General features: G+C 73.3%; 11 protein-coding genes and 1 tRNA gene. 8 read left to right on the top strand and 4 right to left on the bottom strand.

The window, feature by feature from the left end:
* Positions 1 to 21: 21 nt before the first annotated feature.
* The 3 genes from ACFRAL_RS11810 (at position 22) to ACFRAL_RS11800 (ending at position 2,708) form a co-directional block, all read left to right on the top strand.
* The gene (locus tag ACFRAL_RS11810) at positions 22 to 1,026 is read left to right on the top strand and encodes a LysR substrate-binding domain-containing protein (RefSeq protein ID WP_378883045.1); all 1,005 of its coding nucleotides are present in this window, start codon (positions 22 to 24) and stop codon (positions 1,024 to 1,026) included.
* A gap of 11 nt (positions 1,027 to 1,037) precedes the next feature.
* Positions 1,038 to 2,567 carry a glutamate--tRNA ligase gene (gltX, locus tag ACFRAL_RS11805; RefSeq protein ID WP_378883042.1) on the top strand — a complete coding sequence of 510 codons (1,530 nt, stop codon included), beginning with the start codon at positions 1,038 to 1,040 and terminating at the stop codon, positions 2,565 to 2,567.
* Between the two features lie 69 nt (positions 2,568 to 2,636).
* Positions 2,637 to 2,708 (top strand) — tRNA-Gln (locus tag ACFRAL_RS11800).
* Positions 2,709 to 2,753: 45 nt separating this feature from the next.
* On the opposite strand, the gene ACFRAL_RS11795 is transcribed toward ACFRAL_RS11800, so the two are convergent.
* Complete coding sequence (locus ACFRAL_RS11795) at positions 2,754 to 4,847, bottom strand: multicopper oxidase family protein (RefSeq protein WP_378883039.1); 2,094 nt, start codon at positions 4,845 to 4,847, stop codon at positions 2,754 to 2,756.
* Between the two features lie 106 nt (positions 4,848 to 4,953).
* Positions 4,954 to 7,794, bottom strand: coding sequence for an AAA family ATPase (locus tag ACFRAL_RS11790; protein WP_378883036.1), 2,841 nt, complete (start codon positions 7,792 to 7,794; stop codon positions 4,954 to 4,956).
* A 90-nt stretch (positions 7,795 to 7,884) separates the two neighbouring features.
* Between ACFRAL_RS11790 and ACFRAL_RS11785 the strand changes: the two genes are divergently transcribed.
* Positions 7,885 to 11,676 carry an AAA family ATPase gene (locus ACFRAL_RS11785; RefSeq protein ID WP_378883033.1) on the top strand — a complete coding sequence of 1,264 codons (3,792 nt, stop codon included), beginning with the start codon at positions 7,885 to 7,887 and terminating at the stop codon, positions 11,674 to 11,676.
* 9 nt (positions 11,677 to 11,685) lie between these two features.
* Here ACFRAL_RS11785 and ACFRAL_RS11780 read toward each other — a convergent pair whose 3' ends face one another.
* Positions 11,686 to 12,645, bottom strand: a complete 960-nt coding sequence (locus ACFRAL_RS11780) for a hypothetical protein (protein WP_378883031.1) — start codon at positions 12,643 to 12,645, stop codon at positions 11,686 to 11,688.
* A gap of 108 nt (positions 12,646 to 12,753) precedes the next feature.
* Between ACFRAL_RS11780 and ACFRAL_RS11775 the strand changes: the two genes are divergently transcribed.
* Both ACFRAL_RS11775 and ACFRAL_RS11770 read left to right on the top strand, forming a co-directional pair.
* Complete coding sequence (locus ACFRAL_RS11775; protein WP_378883028.1) at positions 12,754 to 15,948, top strand: MFS transporter; 3,195 nt, start codon at positions 12,754 to 12,756, stop codon at positions 15,946 to 15,948.
* Between the two features lie 96 nt (positions 15,949 to 16,044).
* Positions 16,045 to 17,895: a protein kinase gene (locus tag ACFRAL_RS11770; protein ID WP_378883025.1), complete on the top strand. Its 1,851-nt coding sequence runs from the start codon at positions 16,045 to 16,047 to the stop codon at positions 17,893 to 17,895.
* A 35-nt stretch (positions 17,896 to 17,930) separates the two neighbouring features.
* Here the strand turns inward: ACFRAL_RS11770 and ACFRAL_RS11765 are convergent, their stop codons facing one another.
* Positions 17,931 to 18,857: an aminoglycoside phosphotransferase family protein gene (locus ACFRAL_RS11765; RefSeq protein ID WP_378883022.1), complete on the bottom strand. Its 927-nt coding sequence runs from the start codon at positions 18,855 to 18,857 to the stop codon at positions 17,931 to 17,933.
* Positions 18,858 to 18,934: 77 nt separating this feature from the next.
* Between ACFRAL_RS11765 and ACFRAL_RS11760 the strand changes: the two genes are divergently transcribed.
* Both ACFRAL_RS11760 and pfkB read left to right on the top strand, forming a co-directional pair.
* Positions 18,935 to 19,714 (top strand): DeoR/GlpR family DNA-binding transcription regulator, encoded by a 780-nt coding sequence (locus tag ACFRAL_RS11760; protein ID WP_336396897.1) that lies wholly within the window; start codon positions 18,935 to 18,937, stop codon positions 19,712 to 19,714.
* Positions 19,711 to 20,652 (top strand): 1-phosphofructokinase, encoded by a 942-nt coding sequence (pfkB, locus tag ACFRAL_RS11755; protein ID WP_378883020.1) that lies wholly within the window; start codon positions 19,711 to 19,713, stop codon positions 20,650 to 20,652. Before ACFRAL_RS11760 ends, pfkB begins: the two co-directional genes overlap by 4 nt.
* The last annotated feature ends 28 nt before the right edge of the window (positions 20,653 to 20,680 follow it).

The raw sequence follows: 20,680 nt of genomic DNA, 5'->3' as shown, positions 1-20,680 counted from the left end.
ACGTCGACTTATGCTTGACGGATGAGCGGCACCACCGACGGCGAACCCGGCTTCGACGCCCGCGAGCTGCGCGTCGTGAGAGCGATCGCCGACGCGGGCTCGATCACCGGCGCCGCCACGTCGCTCGGCTACAGCCAGCCTGCCGTGAGCCAGCAGATCAAGCGCCTCGAGCAGCGGCTGGGTGTCGCGGTCGTCGAGCGGGTGGGACGAAGCGTCCGCCTGACCGACGCCGGCCGAGTCCTTGCCCGGCATGCGACGGCGGTGACGACGGCACTGGATGCCGCGGCCGGCGAGCTCGCCGAGCTGCGAGGCCTGCGCTCCGCGCGCGTGCGGCTGATGGGGTTCCCGTCGGCGTCTCCCACGATCGTGCCGCGGCTCCTCGCCGACCTCGCACAGCGGCATCCGGGGATCTCGCTGACGTATGTCGAGGCGGAGCCTCCGGAGGCGGTGGACGCCGTGCGCGGGGACCGCACCGACATCGCACTCACGTTCAGCTACCCCGGCGACCGCGACGACCCGCACGGCTCCAGCGCACGCGGACTCGCGGTGCGCACGGCCGGCACCGATCCGCTGGTCGGGGTCCTTCCGGCCGGCCACCCGGCCGCCGGCTCCGGCGAGCTCGACATCGCCGCCCTCGCCGACTCGGACTGGATCGCGGGGTGTCCCCGCTGCCGGGGCCATCTGCTGGAGCTCTGCGGTCGTGCGGGCTTCGCGCCGCGCATCGCCTTCGAGACCGACAACGTCGTCGCCGTCGAGGGGCTCGTCGCACAGGGGATCGGGGTCGCCACGCTGCCCCGCATGGCCGTGGACTCCTTTCCTCGCCTGCCCGGCGTCGCGATCGTGCCGCTGCCGGCGGGTGAGCAGCGGACCATCCACACGGTGACCGCGCGCGGCGCGGACCGCGTGCCGGCCGTGCGCGCGACGCTGGCGGCGCTCGGCCGCCTGATCGCCGCCTGGCCGGGCATGCCGGCCGACAGTGGGTCGCCCGGCCGGGGTGCGCCCGGCGCGGCAGTCGCGGGCAACTAAACTCGGTGGCGATGTCCTCTTCGCCTGATCCCCGCACCACCACCGCCACCGGAGCGGACGTCCGCGTCCGCTTCTGCCCGTCGCCGACCGGTCTCCCGCACGTGGGACTCATCCGCACCGTGCTGTTCAACTGGGCCTACGCGCGCCACAACGGCGGGAAGCTCGTGTTCCGCATCGAAGACACCGACGCGGCGCGCGACAGCGAGGAGAGCTACCAGCAGCTGCTCGACGCGCTGCGCTGGCTCGAGATCGACTGGGACGAGGGGGTCGAGGTCGGCGGACCGCACGCTCCCTATCGTCAATCGCAGCGTCACCACATCTACCGCGAGGTGCTCGACAAGCTCATCGCCTCGGGTGCCGTCTACGAGAGCTACTCCACGCCGGAAGAGATCGACGCGCGCAACGAGGCGAACGGCCGCGCCAAGCAGCTCGGCTACGACAACTTCGACCGGGACCTGACCGACGAGCAGAAGGCGGCGTACCGCGCTGAAGGGCGCGAGCCGGCGTGGCGGCTGCGCGTCCCCGACGAGGACCTCACCTACGTCGACCTCATCCGCGGCGAGGTGACGTTCCCCGCCGGCTCGTTCCCCGACTTCGTGCTCGTGCGGGCCGGCGGCGTGCCGCTGTACCCGTTCGTGAACCCGGTCGACGACGCGCTCATGGGCATCACGCACGTGATCCGGGGCGAAGACCTCATGCCGTCCACCGCGCGCCAGCTCGCGCTGTACTCCGCGCTCGTGGACGCGGGCGTCACGACGTTCATCCCGCGCTTCGCCCACATGCCGCTCGTGCTCGGAGAAGAGGGCAACAAGAAGCTCTCCAAGCGCGACCCCAAGGCCGACCTCTTCCTCCAGCGGGAGCGCGGCTTCATCCACGAGGGGCTACTGAACTACCTGGCGCTCCTCGGCTGGTCGATCAGCCACGACCGCGACGTGTTCTCGCTCGAGGAGCTCGTCGCGGCCTTCGACATCGTCGACGTGAACCCCAACCCGGCGCGCTTCGACCAGAAGAAGGCCGAGTCGATCAACGGCGACCACATCCGGATGCTGCGGCCCGAGGACTTCACTGCGCGCCTGGTGCCGTACCTCGCAGCCGCGGGTGTGGTGGAGAAGTCGCCGACTCCCGCGGAGCAGGCGATGCTCGTCGCGGCGGCTCCGCTCGTGCAGGAGCGGATGCAGCTGCTGGGCGACGCGCCGGGCCTGCTCGGCTTCCTGTTCACCGACCGCGTGACGTACCAGGACGACGCCCTCGCCTCGCTGCCCGCGAACGCGACCGAGGTGCTCCGCGCCTCGGTGGTGGCTCTGGAGGGTGTGCCCGACACCGCCTTCACCGCGGCGGCGGTGCAGGACGCCCTCGCCGCCGCGCTCGTCGCGCCGGTGGCGGACGGCGGCCTCGGACTCAAGCCCCGCGTCGCATACGGGCCGCTGCGCGTCGCGGTGAGCGGGCGTCGCGTATCGCCGCCGCTCTTCGAGTCGATGGAGCTGCTCGGCAAGGCCGAGTCGGTCCGCCGGCTCGGCGCGCTCGCCGACGCGCGCGGGTGACGCCTCGGTTTGGAGCACGTGCCGGGGTCGCGTAGACTCTATCCTCGGCACGGCTTCGGCCCACAGCCTTGGGGTATGGTGTAATTGGCAACACGGCTGATTCTGGTTCAGTTGTTCTTGGTTCGAGTCCAGGTACCCCAGCAGTGAAGAAACCCCCGGATGACCGGGGGTTTCGTGTTTCGCCGCCTAGTGATGCGGCATCGGCTGCCCCGGCTGCACAGGCCCGATCCGGTAGGGCCGCATCATCTCGTTGTCCTCGTGCTCGACGATGTGGCAATGCCACACGTACTGCCCGGGCGTGTCGAACGTGATCCGCAACCGGGTGACCTCACCGGGATACGAGATGACGGTGTCCTTGACGCCGCTCTCCCAGGGCTCGGCGGCCCTGGTGGTCCCGGGCACCAGCTGGACGGTCCCGGCTTCCTCGTCCACGATGATCGCCTGGCGGTCCACGACCTCGAAGGCGACTTCGTGCACGTGCACCGGATGCGCGTCGCCCGTGGCGTTGTACAGCTCCCAGATCTCCACGTCTCCGACGTCGGGGTTCTCGGTGATCTCATCCGCCCAGGCGTGCGAGGTGTACCCGGCAGGACCCGCAGCCGGGTCACCCGCCACCGTGCCGAGCAGGGCCTCCGCCGGCGCGTCGGGGAAGAACTCCGACATGCGCTCGATGAGCGCCAGCCGCCGGGTGACCGTCGCTGTGGGCGGCGGGGGCAGCGACGGCAGCTGGAGCCACCGGGGCGCAGTGGAGTGATCCGGCGAGCGGACCGGCCCGACGCGGAACTGCATGATCTGACCCGTCGTCTCGGGATCGGCCACGTCGAACGCGTCCGGCGCCTCCCCGCCGGAGAAGGGCTCGTCCGGCCCCACGTTGGCCAGCACGTGCGCGCCCTCGGGAGTGTTCGAGAAGTCGACGATCAGGTCGGCGCGCTCCGCGGGACTCATCAGCAGGCGACCGCCGTTCGTCGACGTCAGGTCGACGGGGGCGGCGAGAAGTCCGCCGTCGTTGCCGATCGCCCACACCTCGACGCCTGGGATCCCGCTGAAGTCGAGCACGAGGAATCGCGACTGGCACCCGTTGAGCACCCGGAAGCGGTAGCGGCACTGTTCGACCTCCAGGAACGGCCACGTGCTCCCGTTGACGATGATCGCGTTGCCGAAGAACTCCGGGTTCCAGATGGGCGAGATGTCGGAGTCCGGCAGGTACGGCCCGGCCACCCCGTCGAAGAACGCCCGGGTGTCGGGGTAGAACAGCGAGCCGTCGGAGTCGAAGGCCCTGTCCTGGATCGCAAGCGGGATCTCGCGGTACGGCTTGTTCGGCGGGAACTTGTCGCCCTCGCGGGGCGCGGGTCCCGGAAGCTCGGCTCGGGCGCCCGTTCGGGCATCGGTCACGGCGTCGTCGCCACCCGGCCCGCCGCGGAGGAGGAAGAATCCCGCCGGCCCCGCGTAGACGTTCAGCCGGGTCATCCCGAGCGCATGGTCGTGGTACCACGTCGTGGCCGCTCTGCCCGTGTTCGGATACTGGGACGTCGCCGATCCCGGTTCCCAGTGCGTGTCGAACCGCGCGGCGGCCTTGCTCGCGAAGAAGTCGTACCAGGTGCCCGTCGTCGCGTAGCCCTCGGGGATGTCCCCAGCGTCGGGCAGATACCAGGCCTCGGCGTACCCGTCGCTCTCGTCGCCGACGTCGATCGCGCCGTGGACGTGGGTGACGATGGGCACGGGGCCGGTGTATGGGCCGGGGGTGGCCTGGTGCATCGGCCGGGAATCGCGGCCGTCGACGCCGCCCGGCGGATTCGCCCAGTGCAGCGTCGGGTCGACGGGCAGGAGATGCGGAAGGTACGTCCCGTCCGCGCGGACGAGATCGTTGATCCAGGTGATGCGCGCCGGCCTGTCGACGCGTGCCTCGATCGTCAGCGACGGGGCGTTGTGGATGAGGAGCGGGTCGCGCCCCCGGCCGTCGACCGGTCCGTAACCCCACACCGTCGTCGCCGGCATGCCGGCCGGAAGGATCTGCTGCTCGAACTGCCGCACCGAGATCTCGTACACGTCGATGGGCTTCCCGCCGCGCCGGCTGATCGTCCCCGTGCGCGGCATCACCGGCGGGATCAGCAGTGCGGTGGCGTACTTCGTCACCGCGTGGGGATCCAGAGTGCCGCCCGGGATGGCGGCCGCCGCGACGGGTATGCGGAACGGCACCTCGCCGACCGTCCCGACGAAGAACAGGCCCAGGCCTGCCCCACCCGTGATCCGCAGGAAATCGCGCCGCGATACCGCGCCCATGCCCGTCTCCCTCCCCAGTGAGCAGGCGGACGTCACTCCGCGCTCACGGTACGCCCGCCGCGACGGCGGGGCAAGACATCCGGTTCGCGACCACCGCGGACGGCACCTACCGGGCGTCGTCGGAGCGCCGTGCGACGAGGAGGGCCAGCTCGGTGCGCGATCGGAGACCGAGCTTGCTCAGGACGTTCGACACGTGGGTCTCGACCGTGCGCCGCGACACGCTGAGCGACTCGGCGATCTCGGGGTTGGTGGCGCCGGTGGCCACGAGTCCCGAGACGCGCTCCTCCGTGCGTGTGAGAGCCTCCCACCCGGACGTCGGTCGCGGCCGGCGCGGCGTGCGCACGGGAATCCCCGCACGACGGAATGCCGTCCTGGCCCGCGTGATCTCATGATCGGCTCCGGCTTCGCCGTACGACTGCAACGCCGCCTCCGCCAGCACGCGGCGCTCGTCGGCCCGGTGAGGGAGCACGCGCGCCGCCAGCTCGCTCGTGCGCGCATGCTGCATTCGCCGGGGCGTGCCCGCCAGCATCCGCGACGCCTCGACGAGCAGATCCGGCGATCCCGTCGCCCGCCCGCGCACGGCCAGGGCGGTCGCGCGAAGGTGGTCGACCCCGGGATTGCGGTCGGCGAGCGCGGTCAGCACGTCGAGCACCTCCTGAGCCTGTGCGAGCGCAGGCGTGCGCTGCGGGCCGTCGGCGTCCGCGACCACGCGCGCGACGTGGACGAGTTCGAGGCCCAGCTCCGCGCAGTCCATCTGCATGTCGCCGTCGCGCAGCTCGCGCCAGCCCTCCCGCAGCACGCCGAAGGCTCGGCCGGCGTCGGGGCCGGCGTGCGCACGCTGGCTCAGGCCGGACCAGATCCAGCTCCGACCGCGTCCCGCCCACCGGGCCCGATCGGGTACCGGATCGAGAAGCCCCGCCCATTCCCCGGCGGCGTCGGGTCCGCTCCGGCGGGCCGCCACGCACGCCCGCAGTCCGAGGATGGGGCCGCTCATGCGCACATCCATCGACCCCACCATCGAGCCGTGCGCCTCGAGCTCGGCCCAGGTGTCCGACAGGCTCCCGACCTGCGCGAGCACCTGCGCCCCGAAGGCGTGCGCGGCGAGGACGCCGGTGCGATACCCGAACTCCTCGGCGGCCCGGACGCTCCGCTGCAGCAGCTCGAGCACGTCGGAGGTGCGTCCGGCGTCGGTCAGCGCGAGCGCCAGCAGGGCGTGCGGGAACGCCTCGATGGATGCGAAGGTCAGATGCCTGTCGGCGACCGCCGTGGCCCGCGTGAGCAGGGCGGTGGCCTCGTCGAGGTCGCCGCGCACGTCGGCGATCTGCCCGCCCAGCGCGAGAGCGAGAGCCTCGGCGCCCGCGTTGCCGACCGCGGCCGCCATCGCGGCGCCCTCCCGGGCCAGGCGCGTGGCGCCGTCGAGGTCACCCAGCATGAAGCGCGGCCATCCGGCGAAGGCGAGGTGCGCCGCGCGGTCGGCCGGCTCCAGCACCTCCGACGCGGCGTACCTCTCCGCCTCATCCCGCGCTTCGGCGTTGCGGTGCTCCTGCATCAGGGCGTGCGTGTACGTCGCCGACAGGCCCGCCAGCACGTCGGAGGGAACGTCGTGCCGGAGGGCGCTCTCGGCGAGTGCGCTCGCCTGCGCGGCGTGGCCGGCGCTCAGCTCGGCCCGGGCGAGGCCGGCGATGGCGCGCACGCTCAGCGGGTCACCCGGCGCGGTCTCCTCGATGACCCTGCCCCACAGCTCGGCGGCGGTGCCGGGCGCGCTCACCGCCGCGCCCTCGGCGAGGCGCAGCATCCATGACAGATCCTCCGGCGATGTCGTCGCCTGCAGGAGATGGGCGGCGACGGTGGCCGGCGCGACGTGCGCGTCATCCAGTCGGATCGCGAACTCGCGGCGGAGCTCCGCACGCACCGGGGCGGGCAGGTCGTGCAGCAGCACCTCCTGGATGAGCTGGTGCCGGAAGCCGAGCAGGTCTGCGCCCACCTCCTCCAGGAAACCGGCGGCGAACGCCTCTCGCAGCAACGGCACCAGCGCGCTCATCGGGCGGCCGACGACCACGCGCAGCTGCGTGACGGAGAACCGGGTGCCCAGCAGCGCGGCGGAGGTCAGCAGCTCACGTGTCGGCGTGCTCAGATGGCCGAGGTGGCGCATCATCACCGTCGCGAGCGACGGTGATGGGCCGACCGGCGCGTCGGTCCTCGCCTCGCCCCGGTCGTCGACGGTCACCGCGCCGTCGCGCAGGAGCGCCCTGATCATCTCGGTCAGGAACAGCGGGTTGCCGCCGGCCGTCTCGACATGTCGCTCGAGGAGGCTGCCGATCCGCCCGCCGGTCAGCCGCTCGGTGATCGCCGTGCACGTCTCGGGGGTGAGGGGGCCGAGCTCGACCGGCACGAGCAGGTCTCGTTCACTGAGGATGTGCAAGAGGTGGTCGAGCTCGGGCGAGGTCTCGTGGCGGGCCTGCGTGCGCATCGAGCCGATGATCAGCAGCGGAAGCTGCCCCAGCGTCCGCGCCAGCCGCGCGAGGAGACGGAGGGAGGCGGCATCCGCCCACTGCAGGTCCTCGAGCACGATGACGGCCGGATTCGCCGCGGCGATGTCGATGAGCGACAGCAGCCTCTCTCCGATCGCGTGCTCGTTGTGGCGCGCGGCGAGGCGCCGGTCGCCGTCGGTCAGCATCGGCGTGAAGGCATCGAGCAGCAGCCCGAGGACGCGACGCCGGTCCATCGCATCGGCGGAGGCCCACAGCACGGTGTGGGTGCCAGGCATCCGCGCCATCGCCGCGCGGATCAGCGACGTCTTGCCGATGCCGCCCTCGCCGAGCACCAGGACGACGCGTCCGGTGGCTCCGCCGCGGGCGGCGATCAGACGGGTGACCTCGGGCTCGCGACCGAGGAACACGACGGCGGTCTCCCGCTCCGTCGCGGTCCGGCCGGTCGCCGAGCGCATGCACCGCCCCCCCATCGCCCCCACAGCGAATCTCTGACACGCTTGCGGTGAGTCTAGGAGGCGGAGGGCGCCGTGTCGCGTGATCCCGCGTTGCCGTATGCATCGCGCCTTGTCGCCGAATGGCTGATCTCGGCGCCCGACCAGCGTCACCGCCGCCTGCCGGGCACGATGCTGTTCGCGGACATCTCGGGCTTCACCCGGCTGACCGAGCGGCTCGCACGGCGAGGCCGCATCGGCGCCGAGCTCATCAGCGACACCCTCGATCGCACCTTCGCCGCGCTGCTGGAACCGGCGTCGGAAGAGGGGGCCGACCTCATCAAGTGGGGCGGTGACGCCGTGCTGCTGCTGCTCCGCGGCGAGGCGCACACCGTCCGCGCCGCGCGCGCCGCGCATCGGATGCGGGCGGCCCTGCGCGACCTCGCGCGCGCCGACGAGGCGGAGCGGTCGGGATCGGGGACGCTTCGCATGTCGATCGGCATCCACCGCGCCGACTCCGGCACCGGCGACCCCGGCGCCGCCGGCTTCGACTTCTTCCTCGTGGGCGACCCGGCCAGCCACCGTGAGCTGATCGCCGCCGGCCCGGAGGTGAGTCACCTGGCGAAGGTGGAGCAGGCCTGCGGGGCGGGGATGATCCTGCTCAGCGCCGCCGCGGCCGCCGCCATGCCGGAAGGGCTGCTCGGTGCGGGGGTGGCGGTCGACGGGTCCGAAGGGGTCGGGCGGCTGCTGCGCTCGCCGCCGCGACCGCAGGCGGCGCCGGCCGCGTCCGCCGGCCTCGACGCCGAGATCGACGGCACGCCGGACGTCGCCGGCACGCTGCCCCCGGGCATCCGTGCGCACCTGCGCGCCGGAGCGGCAGAACCCGAGCACCGGCCCGTCACCATCGGGTTCGTGCAGTTCTCGGGCACCGACGCCCTGCTGCGCTTCCGCGGCGCCCGGGACGCGACCGACGCGATCCACGAGGCGATCGTCGCCGTCCAGCGGGCGTGCCTCGACCACGGAGCCACGTTCTTCGAGTCGGACATCGCCGTGGACGGCGGCAAGGTCATGCTCACCGCGGGGGCGCCCCGCAGCGCCGGGCGGGACGGGGACCGGATGCTGCGCACCGCCCGCGCGATCGCCGACTTCCGGGGCACGCTGAGCATCCGGGTCGGAGTCAGCTCGGGCCACGTGTTCGCCGGAGACCTGGGTCCGCCGTGGCGTCGCACCTACTCGGTCAAGGGCGACGCCGTGAACCTGGCCGCGCGCCTGCTCGGCCGCGGCAGCCCCGGCCAGGTGGTCGCGACCGCACGGGTCATCGGCGAATCGAGCCGGGAGTTCGAGGCCGAGCCGCTGGCGCCCTTCACGGTGAAGGGGAGGCGCGCACCGGTGCACGCCGCGGTGGTCGGCGAAGTCCGCAGCGCGCAGCCGCAGGCGCTGACGCCGTTCGTCGGTCGCGACGCCGAGCTCGCGGCCTTGACCGCCGCGGTGTCGTCGGCGTCCGACGGCCGGGGATCGGTCGTCGACGTCGTGGGCGAGCCCGGGATCGGCAAGTCGCGTCTGGTCGCCGAGGCCGTCGCGACGAGCTCCGCCCGCGTGCTGGCCGTGGCCCCGAGCACGTACGACACCGAGACCGCGTACGCGGCGGCCGGGATGCTGCTGCGCCAGGTGCTCGGCGCCGGGGCGCACATCCTCCCCGACGACCTGGCGGCGATGCTGACACGCACTGTGGGCCGCGAGGCGCCTCACTTGGTGCCATGGCTTCCCCTGCTCGGCGCGACGCTCGATCTGGATCTGCCTGTCACACGCGAGGTCCACGAGCTGGAGGAACGGTTCCGTCGTGGCCGCATCGAGCAGGTCACCACCGAGTTCCTCACCGCGATCCTCGACCAGCCGGCCGTGCTCGTCGTGGAGGACGCGCACCTGATGGACGAGGCATCCGCTGCGCTCTTCCTCCGCCTGGAGGAAGAGGCGCCGCGACACCCCTGGTGCGTCATCGTGACGCGACGCGAGATCCCCTCCGGGCACGTCCCGCTGATCGGCGAAGACGGCGATCGCCGGATCGAGCTGGGCGGAGTGGCACCGGAGGCGGCCCTCGAGCTGCTCGAGTCGGCGGTGGACGGCGCCCTCCCCAGCCGCCACACCCTCGCGGCCATGACCGACCGTGCCGCGGGCAACCCGCTGTTCCTCACCTCGCTCGCCGCCAGCGTCCACGTCGGCGATGTGACCGGCGACCTGCCCGTAACCGTCGAGGCGCTGCTGCTGGTCGACATCGACCGGCTCCCGCCCGGCGACCGCACGCTGCTGCGGCTCGCGGCGGTGCTCGGCGCGCGGTTCGATGCGGCCACGCTGGCGCAGGTGCACGCCGAGCCGGTGACCGCGGATGCCCTCGCCGACCGCCTTCGCGAGTTCGTGCGGGTGTCGGAGGGCGGCGAGCTCGAGTTCCGGCACGCGATGGTTCGCGACGTCGCCTACGCCGGGCTGCCCTTCCGCCTGCGCAGGCGGATGCACGAGCGCGTCGCGGTGACGCTCGAGGCCTCCGCGGGGACCGCGGCCGGCGCCGACCTGCTCAGCCTCCACTTCCATGAGGCCGGACTCTTCGACCGAGCCTGGTTGTACTCGCTGCGCGCCGGCGAGGAGGCCCGCGCGAAGTACGCCTTCGCCCAGGCCGCGGCGTTCTACGCCCGCGCGCTGGAGGCGGCGGCGCAGCTGCCCGAGCCGCCCGCGGAGCGCTCCGCGGCCGCGGTCGCCCTGGGCGAGTGCCTCGACATGTCGGGCGACTCCGCCGGTGCCCTCACCGCGCTGCGACGCGCGCGGCGCGATCTGCGCGGTGACCCCGTCGCCACGGCCGACCTGCTGCACAAGGAGGCGCGCATCACGCTGCGCCTCGGGAGATACCGCGCCGCGCTGGCGCAGCTCACCCGCGCTATGCGCGTGCTGGACGGGGTCGACGGACGGGCGGCGGACGCCGTCCGCTCCCGCATCGCCACGTGGTACGGCTTCTGCCTCCACCTGCAGCATCGAGACGCGCAGGCGGTGCGCTGGGGCCGGCGCGCGGTCGAGTGGGCGGAGGCCTCGCACGACGAGGAGGTGCTCGCCAACGCGTGCAACGCCCTCCACCTGTCGTATGGAGCCTCGGCGCTTCACGAGGACCGCCCGTACGGGCAGCTCGCTCTGGACCTCTACATGCGCCTCGGCGACCTCAGCGGACAGACGCTCACTCTCAACAACCTCGCGATCGACGCGTACAACGCCGGCGACTGGAACGAAGCGATCGACGCCTTCGCCCGCGCGGCAGCCGGCTTCCACCGGCTCGGCGACGACGCCGACGAGGCGACCGCGCTGTACAACCAGGCGGACGTGCTGGTCGCGCAGGGGCGTCACCGGCAGGCGCTCGCTGCGCTTGCCGATGCACTCCACCTCGCGCGTCGTGTCGACGACGAGGAGCTCGTCGGCCTCGCGCTGCGCGAGCAGGCGCGTGCCCAGGCCGGGTCCGGAGACCGCGCACGGGCGTGGGTGTCCTTCGACCGTGCGCGGGCTGTGCTCTCGGGTCTGGACCTGGCGACGGAGGTGGCACTGCTGGATGCCGCGCACGCGGAGGCCCTGGCGGCCGATGGGCGATCCGCCGAGGCGCTCGACCTCGTGGACCGGACGATCACCGCTGCCGCGGGGAAGGCACCGGACACGCTCGCCCGCCTGCACCGCATACGGGCGCAGATCCTCGTGGGCCTGGGGCTCGTCGAACCGGCCGCGGTGGCCGCCCGGGAGGGGCTGCTGCTCAACACCGGGACGTATGGCGGATACGAGCCGGCGCTGCTGCGCCTCGCCCTCGCCGAGGCCACGGCCGACGAGCGGCTGCGGACGGACGCCCGGCGTGTGCTGGACTCGCTCGGGGTGGTGGGCTGAGGGCGGCGCCTACTTGATGGTGCCGCGCACATCCCGCAGGAACAGCACCACGAGGCGGAGATCGCCGGCGTTGTCGCGGGTGCTCGCCGCGGTGTCGGTGCAGTACTCCTGTCCGTCGCCGATGACGCCCTTGGCGGGGCATGTCGCGGTCGTCTCGAGTGCGCCCGCGGCCGTCTGCGACCACTGCGCACGGTACTGCGGCACGCCGCCCTGCCCGCACACCGTCTTGTCGCACACGATGGTCATCCGGGCCGGGCTCGTGCGGGTGTAGAGCCCCTCCATGTCGGCGAGGAACTGCGTCACCAGGCCGCCGGGCCGGCACGCCGAGTCGGCCGGGCAGAGACCGAGCGAGAGCGCGACGCTGCCGGCCGCGCCGTTGGGCAGCGACAGGATGCCGCACATCGGCCGCGATGCGTCCACCGTCGTGCATCCGCTCCCGTCCGCCCCGGCGGCACCGCTCTTCAGCGCGGGCGACTGACCGTCGAGCAGGTTGAGCGTGAGGTCCACGGGGAACGAAGCGGTGGTCGCCGCGAGGACCGCCCTCTTGTAGGCGGCGCTGGCCGTGATCTGGATCGCGGCGGTGGCGGCGGAGTACGACGTGGTGATGGACACGTGCGAGGCGCCCGCCGGGATGGTGGCCTGCGCGACGCTGAGCCGACCGGGACCGGGGGCGGTGAGCGACACCGTCGTCGCGGTCGGATACGCCGCCGGTTCGGTCCCGTTCCACAGTGAGACCTCGACCACGAACGGCGTCCCGGCAGCGGCCAGCACCGCGGGGAGCGAGGCGTCCGGCACGCCCGTCAGCTGCGCCGCGATCGCCGGATCAGTGCGTGCCACCGCGGTCATCGACGTGGGCTTGGGCAGCGACGCACCGGACGCCGGCGCGGCGGGGACGAGCAGGGTCGCGAGCAGGAGCGCGGCGATGACGGCGACGGGCTGGCGCGCGGCCCGGATCGGGTGAGACGGCATGGCGCGGCTCCTCACGCATCGGGTCCTCTCAGACTCGCCTGCGCCGGGGCGGAAAAGATCCGTGAGATCACTGAGGTTTCGTCACGGCAGCTCCCGCATCCTTGCGGCATGGCGACCGAGTCTCGCGTGGGGACCGGCCCCGATCTGCCGCGCGCGACGCCGCGCGCGGCGACGCGACCGAGCCGCATCCCGGGTCGCACGGTGCTGCTCGTGGCATCCTTCGGGGCGCTGCTGGCGTTCCTCGATGCGACGATCGTGAACATCGCATTCCCGAGCATGCGCGAGGACTTCCCCGACGCATCGATCGGCACGATCTCGTGGGTGCTCAACGCGTACAACATCGTCTTCGCCTCCTTCATGATCGTCTTCGGCCGGCTCAGCGATGTGGTCGGCCGCCGGCGCCTGTACCTCGTGGGGGTCGGTCTCTTCACGCTGGCGTCGCTGGTGTGCGCCGTCGCGCCGAACGTAGGCCTGCTGGTCGCCGCGCGCGTGCTGCAGGCGCTCGGCGCCGCGATGCTCGTGCCCGCGTCGCTGGCCGTGGTGATCGAGGGCGCGCCGGCGGGGAGGCGCGCGCGGGCGGTGGGGCTGTGGGCGGCCGCCGCCGCCGTCGCCGCGGGTCTCGGCCCTCCCATCGGCGGCATCCTCGTCGAAGCCGGCGGCTGGCGCTGGGCGTTCTGGATCAACCTGCCGCTCGGCGTGCTGGCGTGGTGGCTCGGGCGGGGCCTCCTCGTCAACAGCCGGGCACCGGGCCGCCGGCGCACGCCCGATCTGCTCGGCGCCGTGCTTCTGGCGGGTTCTCTGGGGCTCATCACCCTCGCGATCATCAAGGGATCGGAGTGGGGCGCGTCCAGCATCGCGCTGTGGGCGACCGTCGTCGGCGCGGTCGTGCTGCTCGGCGCGTTCGTGCTCAGTTCGATGAGGCATCCGGTGCCCGTGCTGGATCTGGCGATGATGCGCAACCGGCCGTTCCTCGTGGCGAACATCGTCACGCTCGTCGCCGGTGTGGGCTTCTTCGCGTATCTGCTCAACAACGTGCTCTGGCTGCAGTACGTGTGGCAGTACTCGATCCTGGAAGCAGGCCTCGCGCTCGTGCCCGGCGCCGTCGTCGCCGCGGTCACCGCCGCGGCCCTCGAGCCGGTGGCCGCGCGGCTCGGCTATCGGTGGGTCATCGCCGCGGGGTTCGTCGTCTGGGCCCTCGGGTACGTCTGGTATCTCACCGTCGTCGACGTCACACCGGATTTCTGGGCGCAGTGGCTGCCCGGTCAGGTCATCAGCGGGATCGGCGTCGGCGCTACGCTGCCGCTGCTCGCGGCGGCCACCCTGGTGACGCAGCCCGGCGGGCGCTATGCGACGGCGTCCGCGGTCATCTCCAGCGCGCGCCAGATCGGCGGCACGATCGGCGTCGCCCTCCTCGTCGTGATCATCGGCGCGCCCACCGCGCTGACCATCGTGGACGACCTGCGAGACGGATGGCGGCTGTGCATCGCCTCGTTCGCGCTCGGCGCGGTGATCACCCTGTTCCTGGGGCGCGTGCGCGCCGCGGCGGAGGACCCCTCGACCGAGGCGATCGAGGGCTCACGGCTTCATGAGCCGGCCGCTGACACCGGAGTGCTCATGCGGCGCGCAGTGCCGCCGGTCGAGGAATCCCTCTTCGCGCGGCTGCCGGCCGCGGTGCGCGACCGGATCGAGCGGACCGCTCCGCAGCGAACGATTCCGGCGGGCGAATGGATGCTTCAGCAGGGCGACCCGGCATCGTCGATGTTCGTCCTGCTCGCCGGCCGCGCCGAGGTCGTCATCGGCGGCCAGGTGGTGCGCGAGCTGGGACCGGGCGCCGTCGTCGGGGAGCTGGCGCTGCTGACGGGAGGCGTCCGCTCCGCGTCGATCCGGGCCCGGCGCGAGTGCCGCGTGCTGGAGGTGCCGCGTGCGGTGCTCGACGAGGCGATCGGCAACGATCCGGCCGCGCTGTCGGCCCTCGTCGCGGCGCTCGCCCGGCAGCTGACGGACGCCAGCCCGCCCACCGGTCGCCGCGCCTCCCGCCCCGGTCTCGTCGCCGTGGTCGGCGCAGGCCGAGGTGCCCCGGTGGAAGACATCGCCGAGCTCCTCCGCCACGGCCTGTCCGCCCACCTGCGCGTCGAGACGCTGCGCGGCCCGCACGTGCCGGAGGAGATCGACCGCGCGGAGCGGACCAACGAGCTGGTGCTCCTCGTCGCGGCGGCCGCGGACGGCGAATGGGTCGACAGGTGTCTGCGCGAGGCGGACGCGGCCGTGCTGGTGGCGGTGGCGGAGGACGCGCCGGAGCACGTGCCACGCAGCGCGGCGAACCGGCCGGAGCTCGTGCTGGTCGCTGCGTCGCGCTCAGGGCTCGCGCGGGACGCCCGGCGTGCGTGGCTCGATGCCGTGGACCCGTGGCGCTTCAGCGAGCTGACGCGCGACGACCTCACCGCGACCGGCCTGCCCACCGGGCTCCGCGGGCTCGTCGACCGCCTCGCGGGCAGGTCGCTGGCGATCGTGTGCGGCGGCGGGGGAGCGCGGGCGCTCAGCCACATCGGCGTCCTGCTCGAGCTCGAGGCGGCGGGCATCCGGATCGACCGCATCGCCGGCACCAGCATGGGAGCGGTGATCGCGGCGTCGTACGCGACCGGCGTCGACGCCGGCGAGGTCGCCGACGTGGCGTACCGGGAACTGGTCCGCAACGACCTGTTCAGCGACTACGGTTTGCCACGGACCTCACTGGTACGAGGCGGGCGCGTGCAGCGATCGCTCGTGCGATCGTACGGCGACTGGCGGATCGAGGAGCTCCCGCGCGGATTCCGCTGCGTCAGCACGGACCTCCTCGCCCGCACCGCCGTGGTGCACCGCAGCGGTCCCCTCGTCGAAGCGGTCAGGGCGACGTCGCGACTGCCGGTCGTGTTCACGCCGATCGTCAGTGACGGCCGGCTCCTGGTGGACGGCAGCGTGCTGGACAACCTGCCCGTGGACACCATGGTCGAGCGGGCCGAGGGGCCCGTCGTCGCGGTCAACATCTCGGCGAGCAGTCGCAGGCCGCCGTCGGCGCCGGGAGAGCCGCCCCGGCCGGTGCGCATCCCGCCCCTGGGCGAGACGATGATGCGCACCTTCATGATCAGCGGGGGAGACGCGGCACAGGCCCAGCGCCAGGGCGCGTGGGTCATCACACCCCACTCCATGGGAGTCGGCTTCCTGGAGTTCCACCAGTTCGATCGGCTGGTCGAGTCCGGGCGCGCCGCAGCGCGCGCGCTGCTCGACCAGACCGGAGGCGAGCTGTTCACCGCAGCGGGGCGCTGAGGGGGCCGCTTCCACACCGCGGGGGCCGGCGCAACCCCCTCGGGCACGGCGGGAGCGCGCGTAGCCTTCTGACGTGGTTCGACGGACGGCAGACGCATGAGCACACCTTCCGCCCTCGTCGCCGAGCGCTACCGGCTGGTCAAGATGCTGGGCGCGGGCGGCATGGGCATCGTGTGGCAGGCCTGGGACACCCGCCTGCGGCGGCCGGTCGCGCTGAAGATGCTGCGCACGCAGCCCGAGCTGACCGATGAGGAGCGTCAGATCGCCACCGACCGAGCCATGCGCGAGGCGCAGATCACGGCCGGGCTGCACCACCCGCACGCCGTGACGGTGTACGACGTCGTGGAGCACGACGACCAGCCCTGCATCGTCATGCAGCTCCTCGAATCGACTCCGCTCTCCGAGCTGCTTCGTGAACGGGGCGCGTTCCCGCCCGATGAGACGGCACGGATCGGCGCGCAGGTCGCGTCTGCACTGGCGGCAGCCCACCGGCTCAAGATCGTCCACCGTGATGTGAAGCCCGGCAACATCCTCATCACGGCGGACGGGTCCGCGATGATCAGCGATTTCGGGATCTCGCATGCCCTGGGCGATGCGACCATCACCGCGACGGGCATGATCCACGGCACCCCCGCCTACCTCGCGCCGGAGGTCGCGCGCGGGCTGCCCACCAGTTTCGCCTCCGATGTGTTCTCGCTCGGGTCGACGCTCTACGCCGTCGTAGAGGGTGAGCCGCCCTTCGGCACCGACCGGAACTCCATCGCGCTCCTGCACCGGGTCGCCCGCGGCGGCTATCCGGCGCCGCGGCGCGCGGGGCCGTTGGCGCCGCTGCTGCGCAAGATGCTCGCGGCGCAGCCCAAGCGCCGGCCGTCGATGGAGTCCGTCGCCGACGCGCTCGCTGGCATCGGGGGCGAGGAGGACGCCGGCGAGCGCGGTGCCGCGGCAGGACTCGTCGCCCTGGGCTTCGACGCTCCCACCGTCGGCCAGCCCGTGCCGGAGGCAGAGACCGAGGTGCCGGTGGTGGAGACAGTGGCGCCCGAGGCGGAGACAGTGGCGCCGGAGGCGGAGACCGTGGCGCCGGAGGCGGAGACCGCGGCGGGGTCGGCGCCGGATGCCGTCGAGGCATCCGTCACCGCTCCACAACCGGACGCGAGCCCGGGCGCGGCGGCAGTCACCGCGGATCCGGGCCCGGCCACGCCGCCGACGGAGCGACTGCCCACGGGCGCGACCGTTCCCATCGATGAGGCCACTGCGCGCGACGTGCACGCCGCCGAGACGGAGCGTCTCGCACCCGCGGCCGCCGGCGCATCCGCCGCGGTCTCCGAGCATCCGACGGTGCCCGCGGAGGGCGACCGGGCGACGGCACCTGGGACCACCCGGCGCCGCGCGGGTGTCATCGCAGGCGTCCTCGCGCTGCTGGTCGCCGTGGGCCTCGGCGCCGCTTTCCTCTTCGCGTCGGTGCAGGGCGACCCGGGCGTCGCGGATCCGGCCACGTCGGAGACGGCCGACGCCGATCCTGCTCCGACCTCCGAGCCGGAGACCGAGTCGCCCGCGGCATCGACGCCGCAGTCGACCGCACCGCCGCCGGAGGAACAGCCCGAGCCCACGCCGGCCCCGGTGACCCCCGAGCAGCGGGTCGTCGACACCATCGCGGGGTACTACGCCCTGATGCCGGAGGACCGCGAGAGCGCCTGGCCGCTGATGACCGCCGACTACCAGGAGAACCACGCCGGCGGACGCGACGGATACGAGGCCTTCTGGTCCCAGGTCGCCGATCTCACGGTCACGGATGTCAGCGCCTCGGGGCCCGACAGCGGACAGGCGACCCTCACCTACACCTTCCGCGACGGCCGGGTCGTGGAGGAGGTGACGGCCTACCGCTTCCAGGACGAGGGAGGTGTCCTCAAGATCGCGGCCAGCGACGTGATCAGCAGCCGGGACCTCTGAAGCGGCTCGCCCGCGGCAGCACTCCCGCCGGCTGATCAGGCGCCGTCGTCGGCGATGACCTCGGCCGCGGCATCCGTCCCCAGTGCGCGGTAGTCGGGATCGTCGTCGCTGTGCAGCAGGAGCATGAGCACGACCGCGGCGGCCCACGCCCTCGCGCGGCGCCAGGTGGCGGCGTCGTAGCGGCCGCCGGTGGCCGCGCGGAAGCGTGCGCGACCGCCGGCGTCGAAGGCGAGCCACGCCACGGCGAGGTCGTAGGCCGGATCGCCCGCGGTCACATCGCCGAAGTCGATGATCCCCGCCAGTCCGCCGTCGTGCGACACGAGGTTGCCCGGGTGCAGGTCGCCGTGGATCCACACCGGTGCACGGCTCCACGCGGCCGCCGAGAGCCCCGCGTGCCACGCGTCCTCCAGCAGCTCCGCGGTGGCGGGATCGATCGCCTCGGCGTCGCGCAGTGCCCCGAGTCGATCGCGGAACGCCGGGACCCGGGTCGCGAGCGCCTGACCGCGGACGGGGTTCACTGGGTGACCCTCGGGAGCCTCGATGTGGAGCGCGCGGAGCGCCGCCGCGAGCGGCTCCGCCCAGCCGTGACGGGCACGGCGGGGCACGTCGATGCCGCGATCGCCGTCGATCCACGGCACGACCGACCACGCCCACGGGAACCCCGCCGCCGGGGTGCCGGCGACGACCGGCGCGGGCACGCGCACCCCGACGAGGGTGAGGCGCTCCGCCATGTCCGGCAGCACGAGCTGCTCGTGGAGCACGAGCGGGGCGGCGAGCGCCCGCCGGGGGAGCCGCACCGCGTAGCGCTCGCCCAGGCGCCAGACCTCGCTGTCCCAGCCCTCGGCGACCTTGACCAGCGGCAGGTCAGGGGCATCGGGGACGGCGCCGGTGGCCTGGGCGGCCAGCAGCTGCCGGATCAGGTGCTCATCGATGCGGACCTCTGCGGCGGGCTTGTCGGGCACCCGTCGAGAATATCCGGTTGTGTTCATGTGGGAATGTGTTGTATCGTGTGGGAATTCCCACTGGAGGGTTGCACCACATGTACGCGACGGAGCGCCACGAGCAGATCGAACTGCTGCTGGCCGCGCAGGGGCGTGTCAGTGTCGTCGACCTCGCCGAACGCTTCGACGTCACGACCGAGACGATCCGCCGCGACCTCGATCACCTCGAGTCCACGGGGGCCCTCCGCCGCGTGCACGGGGGAGCAGTCGGTCGCGAGCGCGCCAGCACCCGTGAGCCCTCCCTCGCCGAGCGCGAGCAACGCCATGGCAGCGCCAAGGCCGCCATCGCCCGTCGCGCACTGGACGCCCTCGGCCCCGACTTCAGCGGCTCGGTCTTCCTCGACGCCGGCACGACGACGGGCGCCGTCGCGGCGGCGCTGGCACCGCGCCTGTCCGGCGCCCGCATCGAGGTGGTCACGCACTCCCTCGCCCTCGGGCACGCCCTCGCGGCTGTTCCGGGGTCATCGCTGTCGCTCATCGGCGGTCGCGTCCGCGGGCTCACCGCCGCCGCCGTCGGCGCCGACACGGTGGGTGCGATCGGGTTCCTCCGCCCGGACGTCGCCTTCATCGGCACCAACGGCGTGTCCGCCGGCTTCGGCCTGAGCACGCCGGACCCGGACGAGGCCGCCGTGAAGCGGGCGATCGTGCGGGCGGCGCAGCGCGTCGTGGTCGTCGCCGACGCCGACAAGCTGGGCGCGGAGCTCCTCGTCGGATTCGCGCCGCTGTCGGACGTCGACGTGCTGGTGACGGATGCCGCACCCGACGCCGAACTCGCCGCCGCGCTCGCGGAGGCCGAAGTGGAGGTCTGGCTCACATGATCGTCACGCTCACCGCCAACCCTTCGCTCGATCGCACGGTCACCCTCCCGGCGCCCCTGCAGATCGGCGACGTGCAGAGCGCCCTCTCGGCGCGGGAGGACGCCGGCGGCAAGGGGATCAACGTGGCCCGCGTCGTCACCGCTGCGGGGGAGGAGTGCCGCGCAGTGCTGCCGCTGGCGCACGGCGACCCGTTCGAGGCCGCGCTGGCCGGAGCGGGCGTGGACGCGCGCCGGGTGCCGATCACCGGACGCGTGCGGGCCAACATCGCCATCACCGACCCGGCCGGGGTCACCACCAAGCTCAACCTGCCCGGCGCCGAGCTGTCGGCCGCCGATGCGGCCGCCGTCGTGGACGAGGTCGTCGCCGTGTCCGCCGGCGCGCGCTGGCTGGTCCTGGCAGGCTCGCTCCCGCCGGGGGCGCCGGACGACTTCTACGTCCGCGTGATCCGCGCCGTCCGCAATGCGCACGGCGACGCAGCGCCGCTCATCGCGGTCGACACCTCCGGCGCGGCCCTCGCCGCCGTGGTCGCCGCCGGAGCGCCCGACCTCATCAAGCCCAACGACGACGAACTGGCCGAGCTCGCGGGCATCGCGCCGGCAGCCGCCGACGTCCGTGCCGTCGTCGAGGTCGCACGATCGCTCGTCCCGTCCCGTGTCGGAGCCGCACTGGTCACGCTCGGCTCGCGCGGCGCGGTGCTCGTCCGCTCCGACGGCGCGTGGGCGGCGACCCCGCCGCCCATCCGGGTGGTGAGCACGGTCGGCGCCGGCGACAGCTCGCTGGCAGGCTTCGTCCTCGCCCACAGCCGCGGCGCCCATCCCGACGAGTGCCTGCGCCTGGCTGTCCGCTACGGCGCCGCCGCGGCATCCCTCCCCGGCACCCAGGCGCCCAGCCCCGCAGACCTTCCCCCCGGCGACGTGCCCGTCACCCGCCTCACCTGAACCACCACCACACCCGACCGCAGGAGGT

Origin of the sequence: Microbacterium sp. NPDC056736 (assembly GCF_042790415.1) — a bacterium.
Taxonomy (GTDB): Bacteria; Actinomycetota; Actinomycetes; order Actinomycetales; family Microbacteriaceae; genus Microbacterium.
The sequence above is the reverse complement of the archived record's forward strand: the minus strand, read 5'-3'. Positions and strand labels throughout refer to the sequence as shown.

What these genes read in the sequence shown, in the direction of transcription:
- ACFRAL_RS11810 (WP_378883045.1), top strand. Translation starts at nt 22, where the DNA reads ATGAGCGGCACCACCGACGGCGAACCCGGCTTCGACGCCCGCGAGCTG.
- gltX (WP_378883042.1), top strand. Translation starts at nt 1,038, where the DNA reads ATGTCCTCTTCGCCTGATCCCCGCACCACCACCGCCACCGGAGCGGAC.
- ACFRAL_RS11795 (WP_378883039.1), bottom strand. Translation starts at nt 4,847, where the DNA reads ATGGGCGCGGTATCGCGGCGCGATTTCCTGCGGATCACGGGTGGGGCA.
- ACFRAL_RS11790 (WP_378883036.1), bottom strand. Translation starts at nt 7,794, where the DNA reads ATGCGCTCGGCGACCGGCCGGACCGCGACGGAGCGGGAGACCGCCGTC.
- ACFRAL_RS11780 (WP_378883031.1), bottom strand. Translation starts at nt 12,645, where the DNA reads ATGCCGTCTCACCCGATCCGGGCCGCGCGCCAGCCCGTCGCCGTCATC.
- ACFRAL_RS11775 (WP_378883028.1), top strand. Translation starts at nt 12,754, where the DNA reads ATGGCGACCGAGTCTCGCGTGGGGACCGGCCCCGATCTGCCGCGCGCG.
- ACFRAL_RS11770 (WP_378883025.1), top strand. Translation starts at nt 16,045, where the DNA reads ATGAGCACACCTTCCGCCCTCGTCGCCGAGCGCTACCGGCTGGTCAAG.
- ACFRAL_RS11760 (WP_336396897.1), top strand. Translation starts at nt 18,935, where the DNA reads ATGTACGCGACGGAGCGCCACGAGCAGATCGAACTGCTGCTGGCCGCG.
- pfkB (WP_378883020.1), top strand. Translation starts at nt 19,711, where the DNA reads ATGATCGTCACGCTCACCGCCAACCCTTCGCTCGATCGCACGGTCACC.